The sequence below is a fragment of the Arenibacter flavimaris genome, from assembly GCF_030291335.1.
Classification (GTDB): Bacteria; Bacteroidota; Bacteroidia; order Flavobacteriales; family Flavobacteriaceae; genus Arenibacter.
Window position 1 is genome coordinate 186,724 of record NZ_JASWIM010000002.1, and the last position, 26,292, is coordinate 213,015.

Here is a 26,292-nt window from a genome sequence, read left to right on the forward strand (position 1 = left end):
CAACTACATTGTTGATACAGCTCCAAATAAGGGCGTCTACGGCTTTGTTTTGTTGGCTAAATCCAGTTTGTCCATAGCCGATCATCGGATGCGTAGGAATTACAATTTGGGAATATGGGGGGTCTTGTTATAGTACCTGTGGACAGGAATGGCTTATCAAATAATTTAGCTGCCATAATTCCCAATAAATTCATTATTTTTGAAACTTAATAAGAAATCAAAAAATGAGTTCAAAGAAAGGAAAGATACAAGAGGCAATAGACGAAAAATTGCTGGGCGAAAGAAAAGTATTTCTATGGGGGATGGTGGATGATGATACCGCTAAACATGTAATCGATCGTTTGTTGTATTTGGATATGCAAAACAACAAGGAAATCCAACTGTACATAAATAGCCCTGGAGGTTATGTTACTTCTGGTTTTGCCATGTACGATACCATTAAATCATTAAAGAGTCCGGTATCTACCATCTGCTCCGGTTTGGCAGCCTCTATGGGGTCCATTTTATTATCGGTAGGGGAGAAGGGAAGACGCTTTATTCAGCCACATGCCCAAGTGATGATCCATCAGCCCAGTGGCGGTGCCAGGGGGCAGGCCTCGAATATAGAGATCCAGGCCAAGGAAATCATTAAGACCCGTGAACTTAGCGCCAAAATATTGGCGGAAAACTGTGGTCAGGATTTTGAAAAGGTTATGAAGGATTTTGATAGGGATTATTGGATGAACGCAGAGGAGTCCATAGCCTATGGTATAGTAGACGGAATTCTGGAATAACCCTGTCGCAGCTTGTTCAACACAATTCATAGTTCTAAACTTACATAAAAAGGAAAAGTCCTTCACAATCTTAATGTGAAGGACTTTTTATATATGGACGCCTAAGCGGAATGTGTTATATATACGGATAGAACATGGTGTTTGGATGTTTGGGAAAGAAATTTATTTGTAAAAATGCATTTTTTTGGATCTGAGGTTCGGTTTGGCGCCTGCGTGTAACCACTGTGGACATTATGTGATGTTTTTGCCCCTTCTATATCTAAGTTACTTTATTTTATTACATTTATTACTTTAACATTTACTTTTCCCTATTAAAATCAGTATGACACAAACTCCTAAAAAAATTGCTATTATCGGTTCAGGATTGGTAGGATCCCTTTTGGCAATTTACCTACGGAAGTTAGGCCACCAAATAACGGTTTACGATCGGAGACCCGATATCCGAAATGTTGAGTTTTCCGGAAGATCCATCAACTTGGCGATGAGCAATAGGGGTTGGACGGCCTTGAGGGAGGTGGGTATAGAAAATGAAGTAAAAAAAATTGCCATTCCCTTGGACAAACGCGCCATTCATGTTGTGGGCCAGCCAGAGTATTATCAAAAATACGGAAAGGAAGGAGAGGCCATCTGGTCTATTTCACGGGGTGTGTTAAATAGGAGAATGATAGATCTGGCCGAAGAGGCAGGGGTCCTTTTTCGTTTTGAGGAAAAGGTATGGGATGTAGATCTTTCCGAAGGTAAAATATATACTGGCGCAACGGAGAGGGGGAAATGGAAGGAATATCATTACGATATAGTTTTTGGCTGTGACGGCGCTTTTTCCAGGGTTAGGCACAAAATGCAACGAAGAAGTAGATTTAATTACGTTCAGGAATTTATAGATGTAGGCTATAAGGAGCTTACTATTCCGGCCAATGGGGATGGTACCCATAAATTGGACAAACACTCCTTTCATATTTGGCCAAGGGGGAAGTTTATGTTTATAGCCATGCCCAATTTGGACGGTAGTTTTACCTGTACGTTGTTCCTTCCTTTTGAAGGGGAGGTTTCCTTTGAGAAGATAAATACCAAGGAAGAGGCCAAAGCCTTTTTTAATACCAATTTTCCGGATGTTACCCCGGCAATTGAGGACTTGACCACAGATTTCTTCAATAACCCCACCAGTGCCTTGGTGACCATTAAGTGCTACCCATGGACGTATTGGGATAAAGTGGCTCTGGTTGGCGATTCGGCCCATGCCATTGTGCCATTTTATGGGCAGGGAATGAATGCGGGCTTTGAGGATATTCATGCCCTTAACAAGATTATTGCTCAATACGGGGACGATTGGGAACAGATATTTAGTACCTATCAAACAGAACGCAAGCCCAACGCCGACGCCATAGCAGAGCTCAGTTACCGCAATTTTGTGGAAATGAGCAGTATGACGGCCGACCCCAATTTTATCTTGCAGAAAAAGATTGAAAAACGCTTTGCCAAAAAATACCCGGATAAATGGGTTCCTGCCTATTCACGGGTAACGTTTTCAAATAAGCCCTATGTGGAAGCTTTGGCCAATGGGGATGCACAGGAAGAAATAATGAAGCAAATAATGCAAATCCCCAATATAGATGAGATTTGGGACAGTGTGGAGGTAGACCAAAAGATATTAAGTCTTTTGGATGGGAAGGAGAAGTACGAAGTATAGAAAAAACAAAAGCCATCTTGGAAAGATGGCTTTTGTTTTTTATTGGTGGCTTTTACTATAATTTAGAAAAAAGCTTTTGCATTTTCTCTTGTTCCTCCTCGGCCAAAACCGGGTCTACCAAAATTCTTCCACTGTGTTCGTCGCTTATGATTTTTTTGCGGGAAGCAATCTCCACCTGAACTTGCGGTGGAATGGTAAAGAAAGATCCACCTGAAGCACCTCTTTCAATAGGAACTACAGCCAAACCGTTTTTTACGTTGTTTCGGATTCTATTGTAGGCCTTTACCAATCGCTCTTCAATCTGGGATTGATACTCTTCGGATTTTTTCAAAAGGGCTTTTTCTTCCTTTTCCGTTTCGGCCAAAATAGCGTTCAATTCCCCTTTTTTGTGCTTAAGATGCAATTCCCTTTCGGTCAATCGTTCTTTGGTAGCGGCAATAACCTCTTTTTTCTGCTCTATCTGGGCTTTGAATTCCTTTATATTCTTATCGGCCAACTGAATTTCCAGTTCCTGGAATTCCACTTCCTTGGTCAATGAATTAAATTCCCTGCTATTACGGACATTCTTTTGTTGTTCCGCATATTTTTTGATCAAGACTTTGGCCTCATCAATAAGATTTTTCTTGGCGCCTATCTCGTAGTTAATGGTTTCAACATCGGTTTTAAGCTTATCCATTCTTGTTTTAAGGCCAAGTACCTCGTCTTCCAAGTCTTCTACTTCTAGAGGAAGTTCTCCTCTAACATTTCTTATCTCATCAACTCTAGAATCAATTAGTTGCAGATCATATAGTGCTCTTAACTTTTCTTCTACTGTTGTTTCTGTCTTTGTTGCCATATTTAAAAATACTTGATGGGATTTGTTTTGCTCTCCGATAAAGAGACTGCAAAATTAGGAATTTTTTTCGTAAGATAATCAACTAAGAGATTTTTTGTAAACTGCTCGGTTTCATAGTGCCCAATATCTGCCAAAAGTATTTTGCCTTCCGCTTCATAGAATTGATGGTATTTTAAGTCCGATGTTATAAAAACATCAGCATTGGCCGCTATTGCCGCCGATATGGCGAAGGAGCCACTTCCTCCCAAAACGGCAACTTTCTCTATTTTTTTTTCTAGAAAATCTGAGTGTCTTATGCAGGAAACATTCATTTTTTTCTTCAAAAATTCGAAAAATCCGGGCTCGTCCATTGATTTTTCCAGATTTCCTACCATACCCATCCCAATATTTTGGTTTTTATTTTCCAAAGTTTGTATCTCATAGGCAACCTCCTCGTAGGGGTGGTTGCTAAAAAGGGCCTTTAAAATTTTTGCTTCATGGGACTTACTATAGGTAATGCTTATCTGGGATTCTTTCTCATAATGGGTCTCCCCAATTTTACCTAAATATGGATTGGCCCCGGCATTGGCTTGGTAGCTCCCGGTTCCGTCCACGGTAAAACAGCAGTTGCTGTAATTGCCAATATGGCCTGCTCCGGCATGGAACAGAGCGGTTTTAAGGGCGTTGGCATGTTCTTGGGGGACATAGGTGGTCAATTTTTTAATAGTGCCCGCCTGTGGGATTAGAACGTTTGTATTTTGCAGTCCCAAGACCTCACATATTTTGGCATTGACCCCTTTATGGCTATTGTCCAGGGCCGTATGCATACTGTATATGGCTATATCGTGTTTAATGGCCTTTATTACGACCCTTTGAACATAATTGGAGCCGGTTATTTTCTTTAAGCCCCCAAAAATAATGGGATGGAAACTAACAATTAGATTGCATTTTTTGGCTATAGCTTCCTCTACTACATTTTCCAAGGTGTCCAATGTTACCAGGATACCGCTTAGCTTATTATTTGCATTCCCCACCAAAAGTCCCACATTGTCAAAATCTTCGGCATAATTCAGTGGCGCCAATTCCTCCAAGGTATCTATAACTTGTTTTATGATCATTTTTAAAATTTATGGTCTTCCAAAGATAAAATATTATATTTTCGTTCTAATGCAGCTACTAAGAAAATTAGGTTTTCCCATTTCACTGATATATGCCCTGGTGGTATATCTGCGCAATTATCTGTACAACTTGGGGGTCTTTCCTTCCAAAACCTTTAAAACCAATACTATATGTGTGGGGAATCTGAGTGTAGGGGGAACCGGCAAAACCCCAATGATAGAATTTTTTGTTGCCAATGTTAAGGAGCAAGAAAGAATAGCGGTATTAAGTAGGGGTTATGGCCGGAAATCCAAAGGTTATTTGTTGGCGAAACCTGGGGTGGGTGTTGCCGATTTAGGGGACGAACCCTTTCAGATCCACAAAAAATTTCCCAAGGCCACTGTTGCGGTGGATGCGGACAGGCAACGTGGTATTGCCAATTTGGAGCAAACGGTGGCACCCGATATTATCTTGTTGGATGATGCCTTTCAGCATAGAAAAGTAAGATGTGACCACTATGTGCTATTAACCTCCTATTCCAATTTATATGTGGATGATTGGTATTTGCCTAGTGGGAATTTGAGGGATAGCAAACGGGAAGCAAAGCGGGCCAATATAATTGTAGTTACCAAGTGCCCATCTAATTTGAGTATGGAGGAGCAAGGGGCAATCCGAAAAAAATTGAATCCCGGGCCAGGACAGAAAGTGGTCTTTAGCTTCTTGGAGTATGAAACTACTTTAAAAGGTAGTTTGGGGGAGATGGGCTTGGACGAACTTAAAGGTAAAAAATTGACCTTGGTGACAGGAATAGCCAATCCAAAGCAGTTGGAAAGCTTCCTAAACGTTCAAGGGATTGATTTTGAGCATTTGGCATACCCTGACCACCATTTTTTTACAAAGAAGGAAATTGCTTTGTTCAATACAAAGGAAATGGTACTAACCACCGAAAAGGATTATGTGAGGCTGGAAGGCAAAATAAAAAACCTATGTTATATTGGGATAAGTCACAAATTTATGAATAGGGGCGAAGAGGTACTATTACATTTAATGAATGAAAACCTTAGTGCCCCCTAGGCCTCAATTTTTTTTTTCACATCAAAGATGTTCTCTCCAATTTTGGCGTAGAATACCTCCGGTTTAAAAGGTTTGGTAACAACGTCATTACATCCTGCGGCATAAAAACTCTCCAGACTGTCATCCAAGGAAATCGCTGTTAGAGCTATAATGGGCACCAATCTATTGAATTTTCTTATTTCTATAGTGGCTTCTTCCCCGCTGATACCAGGCATATGGATATCCATTAGGATACAGTCGTAATCGGTTTTACGGACCATGGCCACAGCCTCCAGGCCATTGTTGGCAATATCACAGGTAATTTCCTTCTTGTTCAGCATTTTCTTTGTAATCACCTGGTTGATTTTGTTATCCTCCACAATCAATATATGGAGTCCGGCAAAATCGTATTCCACCTCGGTAATTTCGAAGGGGATATCATCAATAAGGTCATCCTTACTTTTAAGATCCAATTCAAAGAAAAAGGAACTTCCTTTGCCTTTTTCACTCTTAAGCCCAATTTTACTGCCAAATAGTCCCAATAGGCTTTTAACAATGGTCAACCCCAGACCGGTACCTCCATATTCCCTGTTAATTTGGATAGACCCCTGTTCAAAGCTGTCAAAAATGGTAAGCTGTCTTTCTTTGTCAATACCAATACCATTATCCTTTACTTCAAAATAAATGGTCAGGTTCTCTTCTACTTTTTTAGCGAGCCTGGCTATAACGGTAACCTGTCCCCCTTTGGTAAATTTTATACCATTGCCTATAAGGTTTATAAAGATTTGGGAAAGTTTAAGTGGATCTCCCAATAGGTGGGATGGAATATTCTCGTCAAATTCCAGTTCAATTTTTGTTTTGTTGGCCTTGGCACTTTGATGAAGGGAATTTATGACTTCGGAGAGGATCTTTTTAAGATTGAAATCGATCTGCAGGGCTTCCAGTTTATCTGCGTCTATTTTGTTGATCTGAAGAATGTCATTGATGAAATTCAATAGGTAATCACCAGAAAACTTCAACGATTTTAGGTGTTCTTTTTGATTTTCACTTGGGTTTTCCTCAAGTAATAAATGTGTTAGCCCGGTAACAGCATAAAGCGGCGTTCGCAATTCGTGGCTAACCGTGGAAAGGAAGTTGGTCTTGGCTTCCATAGCCATTACAGCAGCATCCCTTGCGGCCTGTAATTCGTTATTTTTTGTATGTAGTAGATCGTTGGTCTTTAATTTGATCTGATTGTTGCGGTACAGGGAAATTGCCAATATGGAGATTACTATAAGAAAGGCAGCGGTTAAAATAGCCGTTATTTCCGTTCTGTTTTTGGATTGGTTAAGTTCTTCTATCTTAGCCTCCTGCCGACCGATTTCATCCTTCATGAATTTAGTCTGGATGTTGTCGGCCGTTTTGGTTTCCGCCAAAATTTTTCCAAGGGTAAATATAGAGTCCTTGAGGTTTACTAGATTCCTGTTGTAGGATAGGGCCGATTCAAAAAAGCCAAGTTTTTCATTGGTCACTGTTAGCAGCTCATTGGCCTGAAGTACTTCCAGGTAAAAATTGTTCGCCTTGGCCAATTTTAAGGCACTCTGTGCATTTTTAATGCTCTCCTCGTAATCTTCTGTTTTATTATAGATCTCGGCCAATTTAATGTGGGCTTTGGCCGCTAGGTAGTCCTTTTCGTAAATATCCGTATTTACGGCGAGGGCATTGAAATTTTTTGTGGCACTTTCGTATTTTTCCAGGTTTAGGAAAATAATTCCCTCTACAAAAAGGATATTGTTCAGTAAATTCCTGTCGTTATTGATCTGTTTGGCCTCGTTCAGCATGGAAATTGCCAGGAAATTTTTACCGTCCCTATAGGCAATAATGGCATCTATATATTTATGGGTAGCTTCTCCATAGGGATAGGAAATATCCTTTAAAAGGGATTTCGATCGGTCCGCATAATACTCTGCGCTATCGTCCTTTTGCAGTTGTAAATACAATATGGCGAATTTGTGATAAGTGTCTATGAGAGCCTTTTGGTCATTGTTCTTGAAGGCAATCTCCATTGCAATATTCAAGTCCTCAAGGGCGGGTTCTATTTGATTCTTATTGCCCATTTCCCTCGCTTTGTCAAAATAAAATTCTATGTCCTTCCCTGAAGCCTTGTTTTCCTGAGTATAGGAATGGGCATAGCAAAAAAAGAATAGAGCCGTTAGGAGCCATAATTTTCTGTTCAGTTTTATATGTAAGAATATTGGTCTCAAACGTATCGTTTACTTATAATATAGTTAATTAAATCTACAATTCTACTGCTGTACCCTGTTTCATTATCATACCATCCAATAATTTTAACCATTTTGCCAATTACAGATGTCATCAGAGAATCAAACGTACAAGAGAAGTAAGTATTGTTTATATCAATAGAAACTATGGGGTCTTTTGTGTAATATAGAATGTTTTTAAGTTCTTTTTGCGATATTTTAAGGAAAGCATCATTTATTTCCTCTATAGTGGTCTGCCTTTTTACATTAAAAGTGATATCGGTCAAAGAGCCATTGGGAACGGGAACCCTTATGCCGCAACCTCCGATAACATCGGATAGTTCTGGGAATATTTTGGTCAAGGCCTTGGCCGCCCCTGTTGTGGTGGGAACAATGGATTGTGAGGCCGCCCTGGCCCTTCTTAAATCCTTATGCGGTTGGTCGTGAAGACTTTGATCTGTGGTGTAGGAATGGATAGTGGTTATATATGCCTGCTCAATTCCGCAAAGATCTTGAATTACCTTGATCATGGGTGCTGCGTTATTGGTGGTACAGGAGGCATTGGAAATAATGTCATCTCTTTGGTCAAGGGTTTCGTGGTTTATTCCAAATACCACCATCTTTATGTCATCTTCGGTTGGAGGTACACTGAGAATAACCTTTTTTGCCCCATTTTTTAAGTGGTGTTCCAGAATGGTCCTCTCCTTAAATTTTCCAGTTGCCTCAACAACTATGTCCACTTGATGCTCGGACCAAGGGATGTCCTCGGGAGATTTGTGGTTTAAGAGGGCAACCTTATTGTTTTCTACGATAATGTAATTATCACTGTGGGATACTTCTTTTTGAAATACCCCGTGGATGCTGTCGTATTTTAATAAATGGGCCAAAGTAGGTGCATCTGCCAAATCGTTAATGGCCACCACCCTTAAGTGGGGTTGTTCGCTTAGAAGTCTAAATAGGGTACGGCCAATTCTACCAAAGCCGTTAATACCAATATTAATTTGTTTCATAAATAGGGTCAAGCCAATTTATCCGTATAATTACGGATTGATATTCTAGATATGGGGTGTAAGCGGTACTTACTTTATATGTTTGTGTGCCTTGTAGGAAGAACGGACCAAAGCCCCGCTTTCTACATGCCTAAAACCTAATTGTAGGCCTATTTCTTCATATTTCTTGAACTGGTCCGGTAAAATAAACTCCTTTACCGGCAAGTGTTTTTTGGAAGGCTGTAGGTATTGGCCAATAGTAACCACATCTACATTGGCCGCCCTTAGGTCTTCCATGGTTTGGATTACCTCTTCTTCCCTTTCACCAAGTCCCAGCATTATTCCCGACTTGGTACGGTTGGCGCCGTGCTCTTTTAAATAGGAAAGTACGCCAAGACTTCTTTCATATTTTGCCTGTATTCGGACCTCCCGTGTTAGTCGCTTTACCGTTTCCATATTGTGCGATATAACTTCAGGTCCTACAGCAAGGATTCGATCCAAATGCGTATGGATGCCTTGAAAATCCGGTATCAATGTCTCCAATGTGGTTGTGGGGTTCATTCGTCGTATGGCCTTCACTGTTTCTGCCCATATTATAGAACCCATATCCTTTAGGTCATCACGATCAACCGAAGTAATTACAGCATGTTTTATGTCCATTATTTTAATGGATCTGGCTACTTTTTCCGGCTCTGCCCAATCTACATCTTCCGGTCGCCCCGTCTTTACACCACAAAATCCACAGGAACGTGTGCAAACATTTCCTAAAATCATAAAAGTGGCAGTACCTTCTCCCCAACATTCGCCCATATTTGGACAACTGCCCGAGGTACAAATGGTGTGAAGGTTGTACTTGTCCACCAATCCCCTCAACTGGGTGTATTTTTTACCCGTTGGAAGTTTTACCCGTAACCATTTGGGTTTGCCTTTTGGAGGGATGACACTGTCTATAGTTTCGATACTCATACTGTGATTTTGTACAAATATACGAAATGGGCGATAGTTAAAATACCAATTGAAGCCAAAGTATGGGAATAGAAAAGTCTATCCGGTGCCAGCGTTAATTTAATGGCTTAATTGTAAGCGCTAAGGAAGGTGCCATAGGACATAACTTTGGGACAAAGGATAGGGTTAAGTAGGGCAGGTATATTTGATTTTGAGTGAAGGTTTTTAAATCCCATACTAGAAACTGTTCAAGTTTTATTAGTGAAACTCAATTTTAAGAAGTCAGGAGGACGCACTTAAAATTGCCAGTTGAACTAATCCCGCCTTTTCCGGCGGGATCCAGGTTCAATACCTCTATCCTGAGGTTTGATACCTTTTATTTTATGGATGCTTTTTCGAATCATTTTTTGAATAGCCGAGCAGGAAAAAAATTCAACGGAACATGGGTAATATCTTCCCTCGTAGATAAGCCATAGATAAGCCGTATATAGGCCGTATATAAGCCATATATAAAAATAGGGAAAAACAGGTTGGATCCACCCCTTTTTTGGCGCGCTAAAATAGCTCCGTTTCAAGACATTTTTTACCTTTCATGGACAGCAAAATACGCTCCGGGATCCCTTGCGGAAAACCAAGCCAAAATGCAGTGTTTTTATTAGTGAAACTCAATTTTAAGAAGTCAGGAGGACGCACCTAAAATTGCAAGTTGAACTAATCCCGCCTTTTTCGGCGGGATCCAGGTTCAATACCTCGGCCCTATGATCGATTCCTATTATTAGTGAAACTCAATTTTAAGAAGTCAGGAGGACGCACTTAAAATTGCCAGTTGAACTAATCCCGCCTTTTTCGGCGGGATCCAGGTTCAATACCTCGGCCCTATGATCGATTCTTATTATTAGTGAAACTCAATTTTAAGAAGTCAGGAGGACACACTTAAAATTGCCAGTTGAACTAATCCCGCCTTTTTCGGCGGGATCCAGGTTCAATACCTCGGCCCTATGATCGATTCCTCTTATTAGTGAAACTCAATTTTAAGAAGTCGGTAAGACGCACTTAAAATTGCCAGTTGAACTAATCCAGCCTTTTCCGGCGGGATCTAGGTACATTACCTCAATTCAGAGGCATTGGAAATATAGAATTCTTCCTATTTAGATTAATTCAACTATATGCGTAAATATCCAAATACCCATAAATTGTACTTGATCCGGTTTTTGTTTAACAATTCCCCAACTCTATTATCCAATGCCAAAGGTTTTGGTACCTTAATAGAACAGGACTTTGGTTCCGTTAAAATAAGTGCAGCACTATCGGTATTAATTATTATTATTGATAATTTCTGCCAGCAGCCTTTTTGCCCTTAGTAATTTAACTTTTACATTATTCACTGGTTCGCCTAGCTTTACGGCAATTTCGGCATAGGGCAGTTCCTGAAAATACCTTAGGTTTATTACTTCCTGGTAATGCGGTTTAAGCCTTTTTATGTATTCCAATAAGGCGGCCAAATTTTGTTCTGTAATTAAACTGTCCTCGGGGGAAGGGGCATCATCCAAAACCTTTTTAATAGCTTCGCTACTACTTTCCTGATTGCCCTGTAGGATATTTCTTTTGCTCTTGCGAATTAGGTCGATGTGCAAATTTTTTGAAATGGCGATCAGCCACGTCTTAAATTCGTAGTCCTCTTTAAAGGTATGTATCTTGTCAAAGGCCTTTGAAAATGTCTGGATGGTAATGTCCTCGGCATCGTTCTCGTTTCTGGTCCTGATCAATTGAAATCCGTAGACATCGTTCCAGAAGCTGTTTAATAGTGCACTGAAGGCTATTTGGCTGCCTAATTTGGCCTTTTCAATGAGTTGTGGAAGTGGTTCTTCGGATTTGTCCAAGATAAGAATATGTAAATGGTGATAATAGGCGGGTTTCTATGGTGTAACGGAATCCTTTCTGCAGTCCTGCTCTGTAGGGAGTTTTCCACAGTAGCCACAAGCTTCTCCGTCCTTGTTTAAAAAGGGACTCTGGCTGGCACATGTTCCCGCAAATTTACCATCCTTTTTAGACCATATTTTTATCGCAATACCCGCAAAAGCAAGTGCTAGTAGCCCTATTGTAAAAAATAATAATTTCATATCCCTGCATAATTTAATGCAAAGATATGAAATTTATAACCTTCCCAAGAAGGATTAGGATTACTTTAAGACCTTAATTCAATAGGAGATATTGGCCACGATATTCTCTATGGTAGGCTTTGAATTCCCACCTGTTGGCTCAATGGTGATATATCCAACGGCATTTACACCATAGGGAAGGGCCATTAGCTTTTCACTGTTGCTGGCCTCCTGTATTACGCCCAGATTAAGCATTTGTCCGTTGACCTCTGCCCACATTTGGTAGCATTGGTTTTCCGGTAGGTGAGGTAATTTGCTTACATTGATATAGGAGAGCTTTTTTACAGGGTTAACATAGGCCACGGCCTTAAGTTCCTTGGCCTTATTATTGCCTTTCACCGTAAGTCGCCTCGTTTTGGGATTGTTAAGGACAATAAATTGATTCCTTACATCCTCCAACTGTAAACGCATATTCTCTTCCAGGTTCTGAATCTTATTGTTGACAATAACATTTTCCTCCTGTAAATTCTGGTTTTGGTTCCAAAAGAAATAGGATGCTCCTGCAAAGATCAGAGCGGCAAAACTGGCTGCAATGGCATACCTAAAGAATTTTGATCGTCCTGAATTTTCCTTTTTGATTCTAGTTTGAATTCTATCCTTAAGGCCTTCCGGAGTTTTAATGGCATGTAACTTGGCAAAGATTTCAAGATTTTCCTGAAGCTCAATGTAGGTATTCCTTACTTCCGGATACATGGCTATATACCTTTCAACCTGTAATGCCTCCTCCTGGGAAGTGGTGCCCAATAGATATTTCTCCAGTAGGTCTGTTTCTAAAAATATTTTAATCTTTTCTTTCATGGCTTTATTATTTGCTGCACAATTTGGTCGGCTATGCTGTAACTTCAGCTTAGTTTTTAGGTCCCGGTATTCATCAAGGTTGTGCTTTAATTCATAAACAAACTTAGTAAACAGGCAAAGACCATTGTTGAACCATATATCTTCTTTAATTCCCTAAGCCCTATCTTTAATCTAGATTTAATGGTGCCTAGTGGTATGTCCAATTCTTCGCTTGCTTCCTGTTGGGTCATTCCTTGGAAAAACAAGGCGTCCAATACAATTTGATATTTTGAATCTATTTTATCCAAATTATCCTGAACGTCTATCAATTCGGGAATTATACCTTCATTTCCTAATTTATATACGTCCGAAACGTCCATTTGGATTTCCTTGTCGGATTTGTTGTTGGCACTTCTTAATTTGTCGATGGCCGTATTACGCGTAATCCTAAAAAGCCAAGTAAACAATTTAGCCTTTGCAGGGTCGTAAGAATCCGATTTCTTCCAAATTTTGATAAAGCTTTCCTGTACAACATCCTGGGCCAATTCCTCATCGCGTACTACCTTGTAGGCTACACCGTATAAAGTATCCCCGTAGTGTTCATAGAGAAGGGAAATAGCTTTGTCATTTCGCTCTTGAAGTAGCTCAACAATATGATTTTCCAGTAATATGCTCATAGAATTAGTGTGTTCTCAAAAAAAAATTGTTTGGCAATCATCCAAGACCTTGTTTCTTCTCGTATATACACAAACGCTAAATTATAAAATTGATTGTTATACTTAGCGTTTTAATTGGATAAATGGACAGCTGGTAACTGTGCATTTAATTTTTGGTTAGTTTGGTTTGGTATAGCCCCTGGCATTATATGTCAGGGGTTATTTTATGATATTGACTTCCGGGCTGATCACAATTCCGAACCTTTGCTCTACCGTTTCTATAATGGTTTCTGCCAATGCTATTATATCCGCACCCGAGGCATTACCGTAATTGACCAATACCAATGCCTGGTTTGTATGCACTCCGGCATCCCCAAACCGCTTCCCTTTAAAACCACACTGCTCTATTAACCAACCAGCAGGAATCTTGAATTCATTTTCAGACACCTTATAAAAGGGGGCATCTGGATATGTCTTGGTAAATTTATCAAATCGTTGCCTATCTATAACCGGGTTTTTGAAGAAACTTCCACTGTTGCCCAATTCCCTTGGGTCCGGCAATTTACTTTTTCTAATGGCAATTACCGCCTCGGAGACGTCCTTAATCCCGGGATTGGTAATGCCGCAATTCTGTAATTGGGAAACAATGGCCCCATAGTCTACATTTAGCTTATGGTTGCGTTTGGTCAATTTAAAACTCACCGAAGTGATTATGTACTTCCCAAGACCTTCCCTTTTGAAATAGGAATCGCGATAGCCAAACTGGCATTGGTCTTTGGTAAAGGTAACAAGTTCCCCGGTGGCAATTTCCATGGTTTCACAATCTACAAAAGTGTCTTTAAGTTCAACACCATAGGCACCTATGTTCTGAATTGGAGCGGTACCTGTATTTCCTGGAATGAGGGATAAATTCTCCAAGCCGCCATAACCATGGTCCAAGGTCCACAATACCATATTGTGCCAATTCTCACCCGCACTTACCTTTATTATAGCCTCGTCCTCATTTTCGGTTATTAGCTCAATTCCCTTTAAATTGATGTGCAGTACCAGATTTTCCAAATCTTTTGTGATGAGCATATTGCTACCACCCCCAAGAACAAATAAATTGGGATATCCCTTAAGTGAAAGGGCCTTTTTTAGTTCGGCGATCGAATTTATTTCGCAAAAGTATCTGGCCTTGGCATTTATTCCAAAAGTATTGTACTTTTTAAGGGATATGTCTTGTTGTATTTCCATTAACGGGCATATACATTTAAGGCCTCCTTTAGTATGTGAACTGCCCTTATTAAATCTTCCTTTTCCAGTACATAGGCAATTCTGATCTGGTTTGTTCCCAGGCCATTGGTTGCGTAGAACCCTGCTGCAGGCGCTACCATAACGGTTTCCCCATTCCATTGAAAATCCTCCAATAACCATTGGGCAAAAGTGTCGGCATTGTCTATTGGCAATTGGGCAATACAGTAAAACGCACCCTGTGGCTGGGCCACTACCACCCCATCAAGTTTGTTCAATTCTGTGATCAGTATGTTTCTGCGCCCCTCGTATTCCTTTTTTACATCGTCAAAATAGGACTGTGGGGTTTCCAAGGCAGCTTCACTTGCAATCTGTGCATAGGTAGGAGGGGAAAGACGAGCCTGTGCAAATTTTAGGGCGGTCTGGATCACCTCCTTATTTTTAGAGACCAAATATCCAATTCGCGCCCCGCACATACTATATCTTTTGGAAACCGAGTCTATGATGATGGCATGTTCTTCCAAGCCTTTTTCCTGAAGAATGGAATAATGTTCCCTGCCGTCATAGATAAATTCGCGGTATACCTCATCGGCTACCAGGAACAGGTTGTGTTTTTTTACTATTGAGGCAAGTTTTTTAATTTCTTCCTTGGTATATAAATAGCCGGTTGGATTACCTGGATTGCAAATAAGGATGGCCCTTGTCTTGGCTGTTATCAGTTTTTCAAATTCATCAATGGGAGGCAGTGCAAAATTATTTCCAATATTGGAAACAACAGGTACTACCTTTATTCCGTTTGCGTTGGCAAAGCCGTTGTAATTGGCATAAAAGGGTTCGGGGATAATAATTTCGTCGTCATTATCGGCTATACTTCCCAAGGCAAAGGACAATGCTTCCGAACCACCTGTGGTGACAATGATATTGCCCGCATCAACATGAATGTCGTTCTTGGCGTAATATTGGGCTATCTTTTTCCTGTAGGATTCGGAACCTTCCGTTCTACTATAGGCCAAGACCTCCAAAGTATTGTTTTTAACAGCATCCAAGGCAACTTTAGGTGTTTTTATGTCGGGCTGGCCAATATTTAAATGGATAATCTTGACTCCCCTTTTTATGGCAGCTTCGGCAAAAGGAACTAGTTTTCTTATGGGAGATTCCGGCATTGTTTCGCCTCTCCTTGAAATTGATGGCATATGGATTTTAATTTTAGGCAAAAATGAGAAATCAATACGGACAAAACAATAAAACAGTCTTTTTTGATTCCATATTAATATGTTAAATGATTCTGATGTTTAGGGTTTTGTGTGTAAATTAGAGAGTTAGGTTACTTTAAATGGAAATAAAATGGCTCTCCCAAGACATATGTTTTTCCTTATTTGCTGCTTTCCCTTTTTGACCTTATCCCAAAATTTCGAATTGCCATTTGGGGAAAAGTTTCAAAAGGTAAAGTTTGAATTGGTCAACAATCTCATTATTATCCCTATAGAGGTCAATGGTGCGGAACTTTCATTTATTTTGGATTCCGGAGTAAATAAGCCCATTCTTTTCAATTTGTCGGATAAGGATTCCATCCAAATAAACAATGTGTCCGAAATTGCCATCAAGGGCCTTGGGGATGGGGAGCCTATTGATGCTTTGAGTTCTAGGGGCAACGTTTTTAAAATAGGGAATGTTGTCAATAAGGATCAATTGCTCTATGTGGTCATGGACACGGAATTGAATCTTTCCCCTAGGTTGGGTTTACCGGTCCATGGAATCATTGGTTATGACCTATTTCGGGATTTTGTTGTTGAGGTGAATTATTCTTCCAAATATTTAAAACTTCATGCCCCTGGTTTATACAAGCCCAAAAAAAGCTCCAAGATCCGAACAATTCCTTTGCGCATTGTTCAAAATAAAGCCTATGTCCAAGGTCATGTGCTAATGAAGAATAAACGGAGTATAGCTGTGGAATTATTGGTGGATTCGGGTAGTTCCGATGCAGTATGGCTTTTTGAGGATTTGGATAAAGGTTTGGGGATTCCGAAGAACAACTATGAGGATTTTCTGGGGCAAGGGCTAAGTGGAAGCATTTATGGGAAAAGGACAAAGATAGATGGCATCAATTTGGGCGGCTTTCAATTGAGGGAGGCCAAAACTGCATTTCCTGATCTGCAGTATTTTAATTCCATCACCTCTATGGGCAATAGGAACGGTAGCTTGGGCGGAGAGGTCTTGAAAAGATTTACATTGGTATTCAACTACGGTAACCGTACCCTGAGTCTGCGTAAAAATGCTCTTTTTAACCATCCATTCGACTTTAATATGAGTGGGATAGATATCCAGCACAACGGGATGCGTTATATTTCCGAGAGTATAGCCGAGAACAAAGGAATGGTGTTGAAGGGGAGTGGGAAATCGTTTGGGAATGTGCAGATACTCTTCGAGAACCTCACCAGATTAAGCATGGTCCCGGAAATTATAGTTTCCGGTATTCGTGCTGGAAGCCCTGGGCATAAAGCCGGTTTGCAGGAGGGGGATGTAATACTGTCTGTAAATGGTAAAAAGGTGCACCGCTATAAACTTCAACAAATCCTGCACATGCTCAATGAAAAGGACGGGAAGAAGGTTAGGTTGCTTATAGAACGTTATCAAAAGGACATGTTAATCACTTATGTTCTTAAGGATATGTTCAAATAAGAGGTGTCTGGAAATCCTGCCAAATGGGAGGGTTTTGTTCAACTGTTTTTTGTAAGGCCCTTAAAAAAAAAGCTTGTTAAATCCCTACAAAGGACTTAACAAGCTTTATGTATTTATGAATGGAAATTATTTGCCTTCTGCCGGCAATACCTTTCCTTTAATTTTCAACACCTTCGTTGGGGTGTCAGCATTGGAAATTACCGTAATCGCCTTTGCGATCGGTCCAACCCTGTTAGTATCGTATTTTACTTGAATCTGGCCAGTCTTACCTGGTAAAATTGGACCTTCCGGTTTTTTGGGAATGGTACAACCACAGCTAGAGCTTACTTTGCTGATCACTAGCGGTGCATTACCGGTATTGGTAAATTCAAATACCCGCACACCATCACTACCTTTAGCGATTTCGCCATAATCAACGGTTTCCGTTTTGAAATTAATTTTCGCTGCATTTTCTTGAGCGGTTAGGCCAAAACCTAAGAGACCAACAAATAGAACTAGTACTATTTTTTTCATTATTTTTAGTTTTTGTTGAATTTCAAAAGTAAATGTTTTTAATCAACCTCCAAAATTCTTTTGTTATGTAATAACGTTACTTATTTTTGTTTCGTATTTCTAAATGGACAAAAACCTTAGAATTACTTCAAGTTTAACCTTAATTTTGTACTCATTTAGTAATCGCCCGTATTGGGTAAACAAAAACTGTTCCAAATAATGGAAATTCCTTCAAAATATGAACCTCACAAGGTAGAGAGCCAATGGTACGACTATTGGACCGAGCATAAGTATTTTCATTCCATCCCCGATGACAGGGAGCCTTATACCATAGTTATACCGCCACCCAATGTTACCGGAGTATTGCATATGGGCCATATGTTGAATAATACCCTACAGGATGTTTTGATACGCAGGGCGCGTTTAATGGGGAAAAATGCCTGTTGGGTGCCGGGAACCGATCATGCTTCCATAGCCACGGAGGCCAAGGTGGTTGCCAAATTGAAAGAACAGGGAATAGATAAAAAGGATATTTCCCGAGAGGAATTTTTGAAGCATGCCTGGGATTGGACCCATGAATATGGTGGGGTTATCTTGGAACAATTAAAAAAATTGGGATGCTCCTGTGATTGGGAACGCACCAAGTTTACCATGGATGACAATATGTCCGCATCTGTTATCAGGGTTTTTGTGGATTTGTTCAATAAAGGATTGATCTATAGGGGCTACCGAATGGTGAATTGGGATCCCGAGGCAAAGACCACCTTGTCCGATGAAGAGGTTATTTATGAAGAAAGACAGGGTCTATTATATTATTTAGCATATAAAATAGAAGGCTCTGATGAAACCGTAACCATTGCCACTACCAGACCTGAGACCATTTTAGGGGATACGGCAATATGTATTAACCCCAATGATGGTCGTTATGCCCATTTAAGGGGCAAAAATGCCATTGTACCTATATGTAATAGGGTAATCCCAATAATTGAGGATGAATATGTAGATGTTGAATTTGGGACAGGTTGCCTAAAAGTGACCCCGGCACACGACATTAATGACAAGGCCTTAGGGGAGAAACACCATCTGGAGACCATTGATATTTTTAACGAGGATGCAAGTTTAAATAGTTTTGGATTGCATTATGAGGGCAAGGACCGTTTTGAGGTTCGTAAGGCCATTTCCAAGGAATTGGAAGAAAAGGGATTTTTGGTAAAGACAGAGCAACATATAAATAAAGTTGGTACTTCGGAAAGAACCAAGGCGGTGATAGAGCCAAGATTGTCCGATCAGTGGTTTTTAAGTATGGAGCAATTGGCCAAACCGGCCATAAAGGCGGTTTTGGAGGATGAAGATATTAAGTTGTTTCCGAAGAAATTTGAAAATACCTATCGACATTGGATGGAAAACATCCGAGATTGGAATATTTCCCGACAATTATGGTGGGGGCAACAAATTCCGGCCTATTACTTTGGGGATGGTCAGGACGATTTTGTGGTAGCGGAGACCAAGGAAGCAGCCTTGGAACTGGCCAAGAAAAAATCCAAAAATTCCAAGTTATCATTGAAAGACCTAAAACAGGATGCAGACGCCTTGGACACCTGGTTCTCTTCTTGGCTCTGGCCAATAAGTGTTTTTAACGGGATCTTGGAACCCAATAATAAGGAAATAGAATATTACTACCCAACCAATGATTTGGTGACCGGACCGGATATTCTGTTCTTTTGGGTGGCCAGGATGATAATTTCAGGCTATGAATACCGCCAGGAAAAACCGTTCGAAAACGTATATCTTACCGGTTTGGTTCGGGATAAACAAAGACGTAAAATGTCCAAATCCCTTGGAAATTCACCTGATGCCCTGCAATTAATAGAAGACTACGGCGCAGACGGGGTACGTGTTGGTTTGTTGTTGAGTTCCGCAGCAGGGAATGATTTAATGTTCGATGAGGCTTTATGTCAACAAGGAAAAAACTTTGCCAATAAGATTTGGAACGGATTCCGATTGGTAAAAGGATGGGAGGTGGCCGACCTGCCACAGCCAGAGGCTTCCAAGTTGGGAATTGAATGGTATACCGCAAAATTCAACAAAACCCTTGCGGAAATAGAAGATCATTTTAGTAAGTACCGTATCTCGGATGCATTAATGGCTATTTATAAATTGGTTTGGGACGATTATAGCTCTTGGTTATTGGAGATTATAAAACCTGCCTACCAACAGCCTATAGATAGGGTTACATTTGACGCGGTAATCCATATTTTCGAGGAAAACTTAAAATTATTGCACCCATTTATGCCTTTCCTAACGGAGGAAGTTTGGCAACATATTGCAGATCGAACCCCTGAAGAGGCTTTGGTGATAGCCAAATGGCCAAGGGTACAAGCGGTTGATGAGGATCTGATCGAGGGCTTCAATTTTGCCTCGGAAGTAATTGCAGGAGTCCGAACGATTCGCAAGGAAAAGAACATTCCTATGAAAGAAGCACTTCAACTGTCGGTATTGAACGATGGGGATATTTCTCCAAATTGGGATGTGGTTATTGCCAAGTTGACCAATTTGTCGACTATTGATTATGTAGACAGCGCAGTGGATGGAGCATTGACGTTTAGGGTGAAATCCAACGAATATTTTGTTCCAATGGTGGGTGCCATTGATATTGGGGCGGAAATTAAAAAATTGGAGGAAGAATTGGAATATACCCAGGGCTTTTTGGTTTCGGTAAGAAAGAAACTTTCCAACGAGCGTTTTGTGAACAACGCTCCTGAACAGGTAATTGCCTTGGAGCGGCAAAAGGAGGCGGACGCTCTTGCCAAGATAGAAACTTTGGAGAAAAGCCTGGCCAGTTTGGGCTAGCTGTATGCGATCCCTGTAGTTAAGACGCTTTCGGTTGGGGAAAAATATACAAGTTTTAATGAAAGCAGCTTGACTATGGCGAAAAAAACAATAAAAACAGGTATTCTTTCATTCGGAATGTCGGGCACATTATTTCATGCCCCATTTTTGTACGGGCATCCGGGATTTGAGTTGACGGCAGTTGTTGAAAGAAGTAAAAAATCGGCCCACATAAGTTATCCCAATATTACTAGTTACGATACCGTTGACCAGCTTATAGCAGATGACGATATTGATCTGGTGGTGGTAAATACGCCCAATTATACACATTTTGAATTTGCCCTAAAAGCGCTCAAGGCAAAAAAGCACGTATTGGTGGAAAAGCCATTTTGTGTTGGCAGTTCAGAGGCTAAGGAACTTTTTGCGGCAGCAAAAAAAGTGGGTCGTCGTATTCTGCCTTATCAGAACAGGAGATATGATAGTGATTTTCTATCCGTTAAAAAGGTGTTGGAGTCCGGTAAACTTGGATCGTTGGTAGAAGCACATATGCGGTACGATCGGTACCGGCATCATATTGGCCCTAAGGTCGCCAAAGAAACCCCGGTACCCGGTAGTGGTCTCATGTACGATCTTGGCCCTCACTTGTTGGACGCCGCCATAGCACTTTTTGGATACCCCTTGGAATGGAGTAAGCACAAAGGGCAGTTTAGGCCTAAAACCCAGGTGGACGACTATGCGCATATACATTTGTTGTATCCCAAGGGAGTGCAGGTGTTTATAACAATGAGCATGTTGGTGGTACAGCCACAGGCTGCCTTTGTCCTTAATGGAACCAAAGGTACCTTTGTTAAGTCCCGAACCGATATTCAAGAGCAGCAGTTGTTGACGGGGATGAGTCCTAGCGATCCTTTATTTGGACTGGAAGAGGCCGATAAATATGGTGTGCTCACTACAATTGGTGGGGAAGGGGAAAAACAAATCGAAAAAATTCAATCGGCTAAGGCATCCTATCTTAATTTGTTTGAGGATGTGTATAAGTGCCTTGTTGAAGGGGTTCCATACCCCATTTCCGAAAAGGATATTATATTACAATTGGGGATTCTGGAAGGGTAAACTGGTTTTGATGGCGGTCCGGATATTTTAATTTTATTGGGAGTCACTCCCTTTCCAGGGCAGGCAATAGGTTCACTCCTTGGATTTTGGATAGTGGTCGGAAGACCCTGTTTAATTAATCGTATCTTTAAATAACAACAAAATAGTGTGCTGTTTTAAAATTTAGGTAACTAAGTCATTAAAAATGCTCCATTAAAAAAGCGAACAATGTCTAAATTGCCGGAAGACCACAAGTTTTTAGACCTATCGGATTATGGGAGGCCGATAGCTAGGCGTATTGCCAGCGCACTTAAAACAACCCCAATTACGCCAATTCACGTTACTTTTGGGTTCCTCATTTCAGGAGTCATAGCTGTTGCGTTTATGTATTATGGATATAATTGGTATGCCGCCTTGTTTCTTATTTTGAAATCTATTTTGGATGCTGCCGATGGTGAGTTGGCACGGATAAAGGATACACCGTCCTATACCGGGCGATATTTTGATTCGGTATCGGATATTGTATTGAATATGCTGATATTCCTGGTGCTCTGGAGGATAACCACGGCCGATTTTGGTTTAACGTTGCTGGCATTTTTAGGGCTTCAGCTTCAAGGAACACTTTATAACTATTACTATGTAATTTTACGGAATAGGTTTCAGGGGGATGTTACTAGTAGGATTTTTGAATCCGGGACCCCGGTAGCAATGCTTGGGGAACGCCAACGGAATGTGGACGTTCTGTTTTGGTGGTATAAAATACTTTATGGAAGCTTTGATCTTGCTATCTATAATCTCGATTCGGAGGCGGCGAACGATAGGCGTTTGCCCAATTGGCTAATGACGGCCGTTTCCACCTTTGGGCTTGGGTTTCAACTCTTAATAATAAGTGTATTGCTTGTTTTGGGGTGGGCAGATTACATTGTACCTTTTTTTATTGTTTACTCTATATTTATTTTTTTGTTTATCGCCATTAGGAAGGCGCTATAAGGTAGTCACTTCCCAACATTTTGCCCTTGTTATTTAAAAACAAATAGGACTAACCCCTATGGTGTGTGCTTACACACTTTTGTGTATTTATTATGTAATTTGCTGTTATTTTTGTATAATTTAGTGCGAATATCATTATAATTTTTATATTTGTGTGCCTACACACTTTTTTAAATAATTAAATATCATGTATTTGAAAGGGCCAACTTACAATGGTAAAAAATAAAAAGACCACTATACAGGATCTGGCGGACTATGCCAATGTTTCCATTGGAACCATTGACAGGGTATTGCACAATAGGGGGAAGGTCTCTTTGGCCAAAAGAAAAAAAGTGGAAGAGGCCATTGAGAAATTGAATTTTAATCCCAATCTCCTCGCAAGAACATTGGCTTTGGGTAGGCAGTTCACAATTTTTAGTCTGTTTCCGGAAGCAACTTCTTCCCAAAGTTATTGGACTTTGCCGAAAATAGGGGTAGATCAGGGTGTGGAGGTCTATAGGGATTTTGGATTGGAGCTGGGCTCCTATGAGTACAGTTTGTTCGACGAATCCAGTTTTGTCAAAAATGCCGAGACCATCCTTGGGAAAAATCCAAGTGGTGTAATTTTGGCCCCACTTTTTGAAAAGGAAAGTTTGTGGTTTGTGAATAAGCTCCAGGAAAGGAATATTCCTTATGTCTTTATTGATGCCAACATCCCCAATAAGAAAAACCTAAGTTATATTGGCCCCGACTTAAAGGGTAGTGGATATATAGCGGGAAAATTATTGAATTCAATTTTAGGTCCCACCGAGGAAATTCTTGTTGTAAACTTGGTAAAGGGGCTGGAGAATAGTGCCCACACAGGAACTGTGGAAAAAGGGTTTAGGGAGTTCTTTAAAAGCAACACGGTATTAAACAGCAGGAAAATAAATTCGATTACCATACCCACAACCCTGGAAGCAGAAGTGAATAGGGAGCTTACCAAATACTATATTAAAAATCCAGGAACCAAAGGAGTGTTTGTAAGTAATTCCAGGGCACATCTAATTTCTAGGTACCACGCCCTGCACGAATTGGACATAAAGGTGGTGGGGTTTGATACTGTCCCTGGAAATGTGGCTGAATTAAAGAATGGAAATATCGATTATATTATTTCTCAAAGACCTGTTTTTCAAGGGGTAACGGCGGTCAAGACTTTGTTCGATTTTTTTGTGTATAAAAAATCGCCCGCCGCTGTACAGTATGTGCCTCTGGATATAATTATTAAGGAAAACGTAGATTATTATATTAATTTTCAATAAGCCTAAGGAATGAAAAAAGAAATTAAATTGGGGTTGCCCGTTTGCACGCTTTTGCTGTTGTTGCTCGGTTCTTGTGGAAATAGTAAGTCCAATAAGAACAAGGCAGATTCTGCGCAAGAAGTGGAAAAACCAGCTATTAGGGTGGAAAATAAAGTGTCCGAACAAAAAGTGGATGTCTACTTTGGGGATGAATTATTTACTTCCTACATCTACCCTGATAATATTATGAAGCCGTGTTTGTGGCCCATAGTGACATCGGAAGGTACGGAAATTACGCGAAAATATCCCTTGAAGAGCGTAGCCGGAGAGCGTGCAGATCATCCGCACCACATTGGAATGTGGATGAATTACGGAGATGTAAACGGTATTGATTATTGGGGGCATTCAGAGGCTACCCCGAAAGATAGGAAGGAATTTAGTGGCGTAATTAGGCATCAAGAGGTGGTTGGGACCAAGGCCGATGATAGCAAAGGGACCATTCGCGTCAAAACCAAGTGGGAAGCTGGCGGTCGGACCCAAATTACGGAAGACATAGATCTTCACTTTATGGATAGGGGCAAGGTCAGGATCATTGATTGGATAAGTACATGGACGGCCCAAGAGGATATTTTATTCAAGGATACCAAGGAAGGTATGTTTGCCATTAGGGTGAGTCGTGAACTGGAACTGCCATCGGACGATCCACTAACGCTAACGGATGCACATGGAAATCCTGAAACTATCAAAGTAATTAATAATGATGTGGTTTCGGGAGATTATCTAAGCAGTGAAGGAATTACCGGTGGGGATGTTTGGGGTACCCGCGCCAAATGGATGAAACTTTTTGGAAAATATAAAGACGAAAAAGTTGCCGTGGTGATTCTGGACCATAAAAAGAATCCGGGTTATCCGGCCTATTGGCATGCCCGAGGCTATGGCCTTTTTGCCGTAAACCCATTGGGGCAGCATGTATTTTCGGACGGCAAGGAATCAATGAACCTGAGCTTAAAGAAGGGCGATTCTGTTCGTTTTGCGTTTCGCACCTTAGTGTGTTCGGGGGAAGTTTCCAACGAGGAAATAAATAAACTTGGGCTGGAATTTTCCAATCTGTACTAGCCGTTTTAAGTAAATAGGAGATAAACAATACAATAAATTATCATATTTGGATAGCATGGAAACAAATTCAAACTCGAGAAGAAGTTTTATAAAAAAAACGGCTGCCAGTTCGGCCCTAATTGCGGCCGCAGGAATGCTACCTCAATTTAGCGCTAAAAGCTATGCGCGAATTCTAGGTGCCAACGACCGAATTAATGTCTCTATGATGGGGGTCAATAGTAGGGGAAAGGCATTGGCGCAAAATTTTGCAAGCCAAAAGAACAGTGAGGTAATCCATGTCTGTGATGTGGATAGTAGGGCTATAATGAATTGTGTGTCCGCCGTTAAAAAAAGGCAGGGAAGGGATCCGAAAACTTATGCCGATTTCCGCAAGTCCTTGGAAAGTAAGGATGTAGACGCCATGGTAATTGCCGCACCCGATCATTGGCACGCTCCGGCATCGCTCCTGGCCATGGAGGCAGGAAAACATGTGTATGTAGAAAAACCATGTAGCCACAACCCCAATGAGGGAGAAATTTTGGTGCAGGCCGCAAAGAAATATGGAAAGGTGATTCAAATGGGGAACCAGCGCCGCTCTTGGCCCAATGTGGTCGAAGGTATAAATGCCTTGAAGTCCGGTGCCATAGGACGGGTATATTTTGGTAAGGGTTGGTATACCAATAACCGGCAATCCATTGGAATAGGGAAGGAGGTTGAGGTTCCCAAGTGGTTGGACTGGGATCTTTGGCAAGGTCCGGCCCCTAGAAAAAATTATAAGGACAATATTGTGCATTACAATTGGCACTGGCTATGGCATTGGGGTACGGGGGAAGCCCTTAATAACGGTACCCATATGATAGATTTACTGCGTTGGGGTATGCAGGTGGACTATCCGATAAAGGTGAGTTCCAACGGTGGTAGGTATAGGTACCAGGACGATTGGGAGACGCCGGACACCCAAGTGATTAATTTGGATTTTGCAGACGGAATGTCCATGTCGTGGGAAGGTAGAAGCTGTAACGGAAACCCTATAGAAGGTAGTGCTGTAGGAGTAATGTTCTATGGGGAAAACGGTAGTATGCTTATCCCTGGAGGCAATAGCTATTCCATTTTCGATTTGGAGGGAAAACTGGTAAAAGAAGTGAAAAATACCCAAGAAATAGATCCTAGAAACAATTCCAATCCTGCCGAACTTTTGGATGCCTTGCACATACAAAACATGTTCGACGCCATTTTGAGCGGGTCCAGCCTGAATGCTGATATAGACTCGGGACATAAAAGTACCTTGTTGGTGCAGCTGGGAAATATAGCACAGCGTACCGGTAGGTCGTTGAATATAGATTCCAGGAATGGACATATTCTGGAGGATAATGATGCTCAAAAATTATGGAGCCGTTCTTATGAAAAAGGATGGGAAATGAAATTATAAAAT

22 protein-coding genes are annotated in these 26,292 nt (G+C 40.9%); 10 read left to right on the forward strand and 12 right to left on the reverse strand.

What is annotated here, in order from left to right:
* Positions 1-224 precede the first annotated feature (224 nt).
* Together QSE00_RS02855 and QSE00_RS02860 are read left to right on the forward strand one after the other, a co-directional pair.
* Positions 225-773, forward strand: a complete 549-nt coding sequence (locus tag QSE00_RS02855; RefSeq protein WP_110356606.1) for a ClpP family protease — start codon at positions 225-227, stop codon at positions 771-773.
* A gap of 322 nt (positions 774-1,095) precedes the next feature.
* Positions 1,096-2,460, forward strand: coding sequence for an FAD-dependent oxidoreductase (locus QSE00_RS02860; protein WP_110356607.1), 1,365 nt, complete (start codon positions 1,096-1,098; stop codon positions 2,458-2,460).
* A 55-nt stretch (positions 2,461-2,515) separates the two neighbouring features.
* On the opposite strand, the gene QSE00_RS02865 is transcribed toward QSE00_RS02860, so the two are convergent.
* Positions 2,516-3,295 (reverse strand): zinc ribbon domain-containing protein, encoded by a 780-nt coding sequence (locus tag QSE00_RS02865; protein ID WP_110356608.1) that lies wholly within the window; start codon positions 3,293-3,295, stop codon positions 2,516-2,518.
* Positions 3,296-3,297: 2 nt separating this feature from the next.
* Entirely contained in the window at positions 3,298-4,392 is a 1,095-nt protein-coding gene (locus tag QSE00_RS02870; protein WP_286104809.1) for a Nif3-like dinuclear metal center hexameric protein, read from the reverse strand.
* Positions 4,393-4,441: 49 nt separating this feature from the next.
* On the opposite strand from QSE00_RS02870, the gene lpxK reads away from it, so the two are divergent.
* A complete protein-coding gene (gene lpxK, locus QSE00_RS02875; RefSeq protein ID WP_286104810.1) occupies positions 4,442-5,446 on the forward strand; it encodes a tetraacyldisaccharide 4'-kinase in 1,005 nt (334 codons plus the stop codon).
* On the opposite strand, the gene QSE00_RS02880 is transcribed toward lpxK, so the two are convergent.
* The 9 genes from QSE00_RS02880 to QSE00_RS02920 form a co-directional block, all read right to left on the reverse strand.
* On the reverse strand, positions 5,443-7,668 hold the full coding sequence (locus tag QSE00_RS02880; protein ID WP_286104811.1) for a response regulator: 2,226 nt from the start codon (positions 7,666-7,668) through the stop codon (positions 5,443-5,445). The two genes, lpxK and QSE00_RS02880, sit on opposite strands and share 4 nt — an antisense overlap.
* Positions 7,665-8,675, reverse strand: a complete 1,011-nt coding sequence (gene gap / locus QSE00_RS02885; protein WP_286104812.1) for a type I glyceraldehyde-3-phosphate dehydrogenase — start codon at positions 8,673-8,675, stop codon at positions 7,665-7,667. Before gap ends, QSE00_RS02880 begins: the two co-directional genes overlap by 4 nt.
* 69 nt (positions 8,676-8,744) lie before the next feature.
* Complete coding sequence (gene lipA / locus QSE00_RS02890) at positions 8,745-9,620, reverse strand: lipoyl synthase (RefSeq protein ID WP_286104813.1); 876 nt, start codon at positions 9,618-9,620, stop codon at positions 8,745-8,747.
* Positions 9,621-10,912: 1,292 nt separating this feature from the next.
* The gene (locus QSE00_RS02895; protein ID WP_286104814.1) at positions 10,913-11,479 is read right to left on the reverse strand and encodes an RNA polymerase sigma factor; all 567 of its coding nucleotides are present in this window, start codon (positions 11,477-11,479) and stop codon (positions 10,913-10,915) included.
* Between the two features lie 36 nt (positions 11,480-11,515).
* On the reverse strand, positions 11,516-11,719 hold the full coding sequence (locus QSE00_RS02900) for a membrane or secreted protein (protein ID WP_286104815.1): 204 nt from the start codon (positions 11,717-11,719) through the stop codon (positions 11,516-11,518).
* 78 nt (positions 11,720-11,797) lie between these two features.
* Complete coding sequence (locus QSE00_RS02905; RefSeq protein ID WP_286104816.1) at positions 11,798-12,556, reverse strand: anti-sigma factor; 759 nt, start codon at positions 12,554-12,556, stop codon at positions 11,798-11,800.
* A gap of 86 nt (positions 12,557-12,642) precedes the next feature.
* Positions 12,643-13,212 carry an RNA polymerase sigma factor gene (locus QSE00_RS02910; RefSeq protein ID WP_110356615.1) on the reverse strand — a complete coding sequence of 190 codons (570 nt, stop codon included), beginning with the start codon at positions 13,210-13,212 and terminating at the stop codon, positions 12,643-12,645.
* A gap of 198 nt (positions 13,213-13,410) precedes the next feature.
* Positions 13,411-14,427 (reverse strand): UDP-N-acetylmuramate dehydrogenase, encoded by a 1,017-nt coding sequence (gene murB, locus QSE00_RS02915; protein ID WP_286104817.1) that lies wholly within the window; start codon positions 14,425-14,427, stop codon positions 13,411-13,413.
* Positions 14,427-15,617, reverse strand: coding sequence for a pyridoxal phosphate-dependent aminotransferase (locus QSE00_RS02920; protein WP_286104818.1), 1,191 nt, complete (start codon positions 15,615-15,617; stop codon positions 14,427-14,429). The genes murB and QSE00_RS02920 overlap by 1 nt, the downstream gene beginning before the upstream one ends.
* A gap of 151 nt (positions 15,618-15,768) precedes the next feature.
* Here QSE00_RS02920 and QSE00_RS02925 point away from each other — a divergent pair, with 151 nt between their 5' ends.
* Positions 15,769-17,103 (forward strand): aspartyl protease family protein, encoded by a 1,335-nt coding sequence (locus tag QSE00_RS02925; protein ID WP_110356618.1) that lies wholly within the window; start codon positions 15,769-15,771, stop codon positions 17,101-17,103.
* Between the two features lie 126 nt (positions 17,104-17,229).
* On the opposite strand, the gene QSE00_RS02930 is transcribed toward QSE00_RS02925, so the two are convergent.
* A complete protein-coding gene (locus tag QSE00_RS02930) occupies positions 17,230-17,616 on the reverse strand; it encodes a DUF1573 domain-containing protein (protein ID WP_110356619.1) in 387 nt (128 codons plus the stop codon).
* Positions 17,617-17,814: 198 nt separating this feature from the next.
* Between QSE00_RS02930 and QSE00_RS02935 the strand changes: the two genes are divergently transcribed.
* The 6 genes from QSE00_RS02935 (at position 17,815) to QSE00_RS02960 (ending at position 26,289) form a co-directional block, all read left to right on the forward strand.
* Positions 17,815-20,445: a valine--tRNA ligase gene (locus tag QSE00_RS02935; protein WP_286104819.1), complete on the forward strand. Its 2,631-nt coding sequence runs from the start codon at positions 17,815-17,817 to the stop codon at positions 20,443-20,445.
* 75 nt (positions 20,446-20,520) lie between these two features.
* On the forward strand, positions 20,521-21,537 hold the full coding sequence (locus QSE00_RS02940) for a Gfo/Idh/MocA family oxidoreductase (RefSeq protein ID WP_286104820.1): 1,017 nt from the start codon (positions 20,521-20,523) through the stop codon (positions 21,535-21,537).
* A 207-nt stretch (positions 21,538-21,744) separates the two neighbouring features.
* Positions 21,745-22,506, forward strand: a complete 762-nt coding sequence (locus tag QSE00_RS02945; RefSeq protein WP_286104821.1) for a CDP-alcohol phosphatidyltransferase family protein — start codon at positions 21,745-21,747, stop codon at positions 22,504-22,506.
* 212 nt (positions 22,507-22,718) lie between these two features.
* A complete protein-coding gene (locus tag QSE00_RS02950; RefSeq protein WP_286104822.1) occupies positions 22,719-23,786 on the forward strand; it encodes a substrate-binding domain-containing protein in 1,068 nt (355 codons plus the stop codon).
* Between the two features lie 9 nt (positions 23,787-23,795).
* Positions 23,796-24,881 (forward strand): DUF6807 domain-containing protein, encoded by a 1,086-nt coding sequence (locus QSE00_RS02955; protein ID WP_286104823.1) that lies wholly within the window; start codon positions 23,796-23,798, stop codon positions 24,879-24,881.
* 55 nt (positions 24,882-24,936) lie between these two features.
* Positions 24,937-26,289, forward strand: coding sequence for a Gfo/Idh/MocA family protein (locus tag QSE00_RS02960; protein WP_286104824.1), 1,353 nt, complete (start codon positions 24,937-24,939; stop codon positions 26,287-26,289).
* Positions 26,290-26,292: the final 3 nt, after the last annotated feature.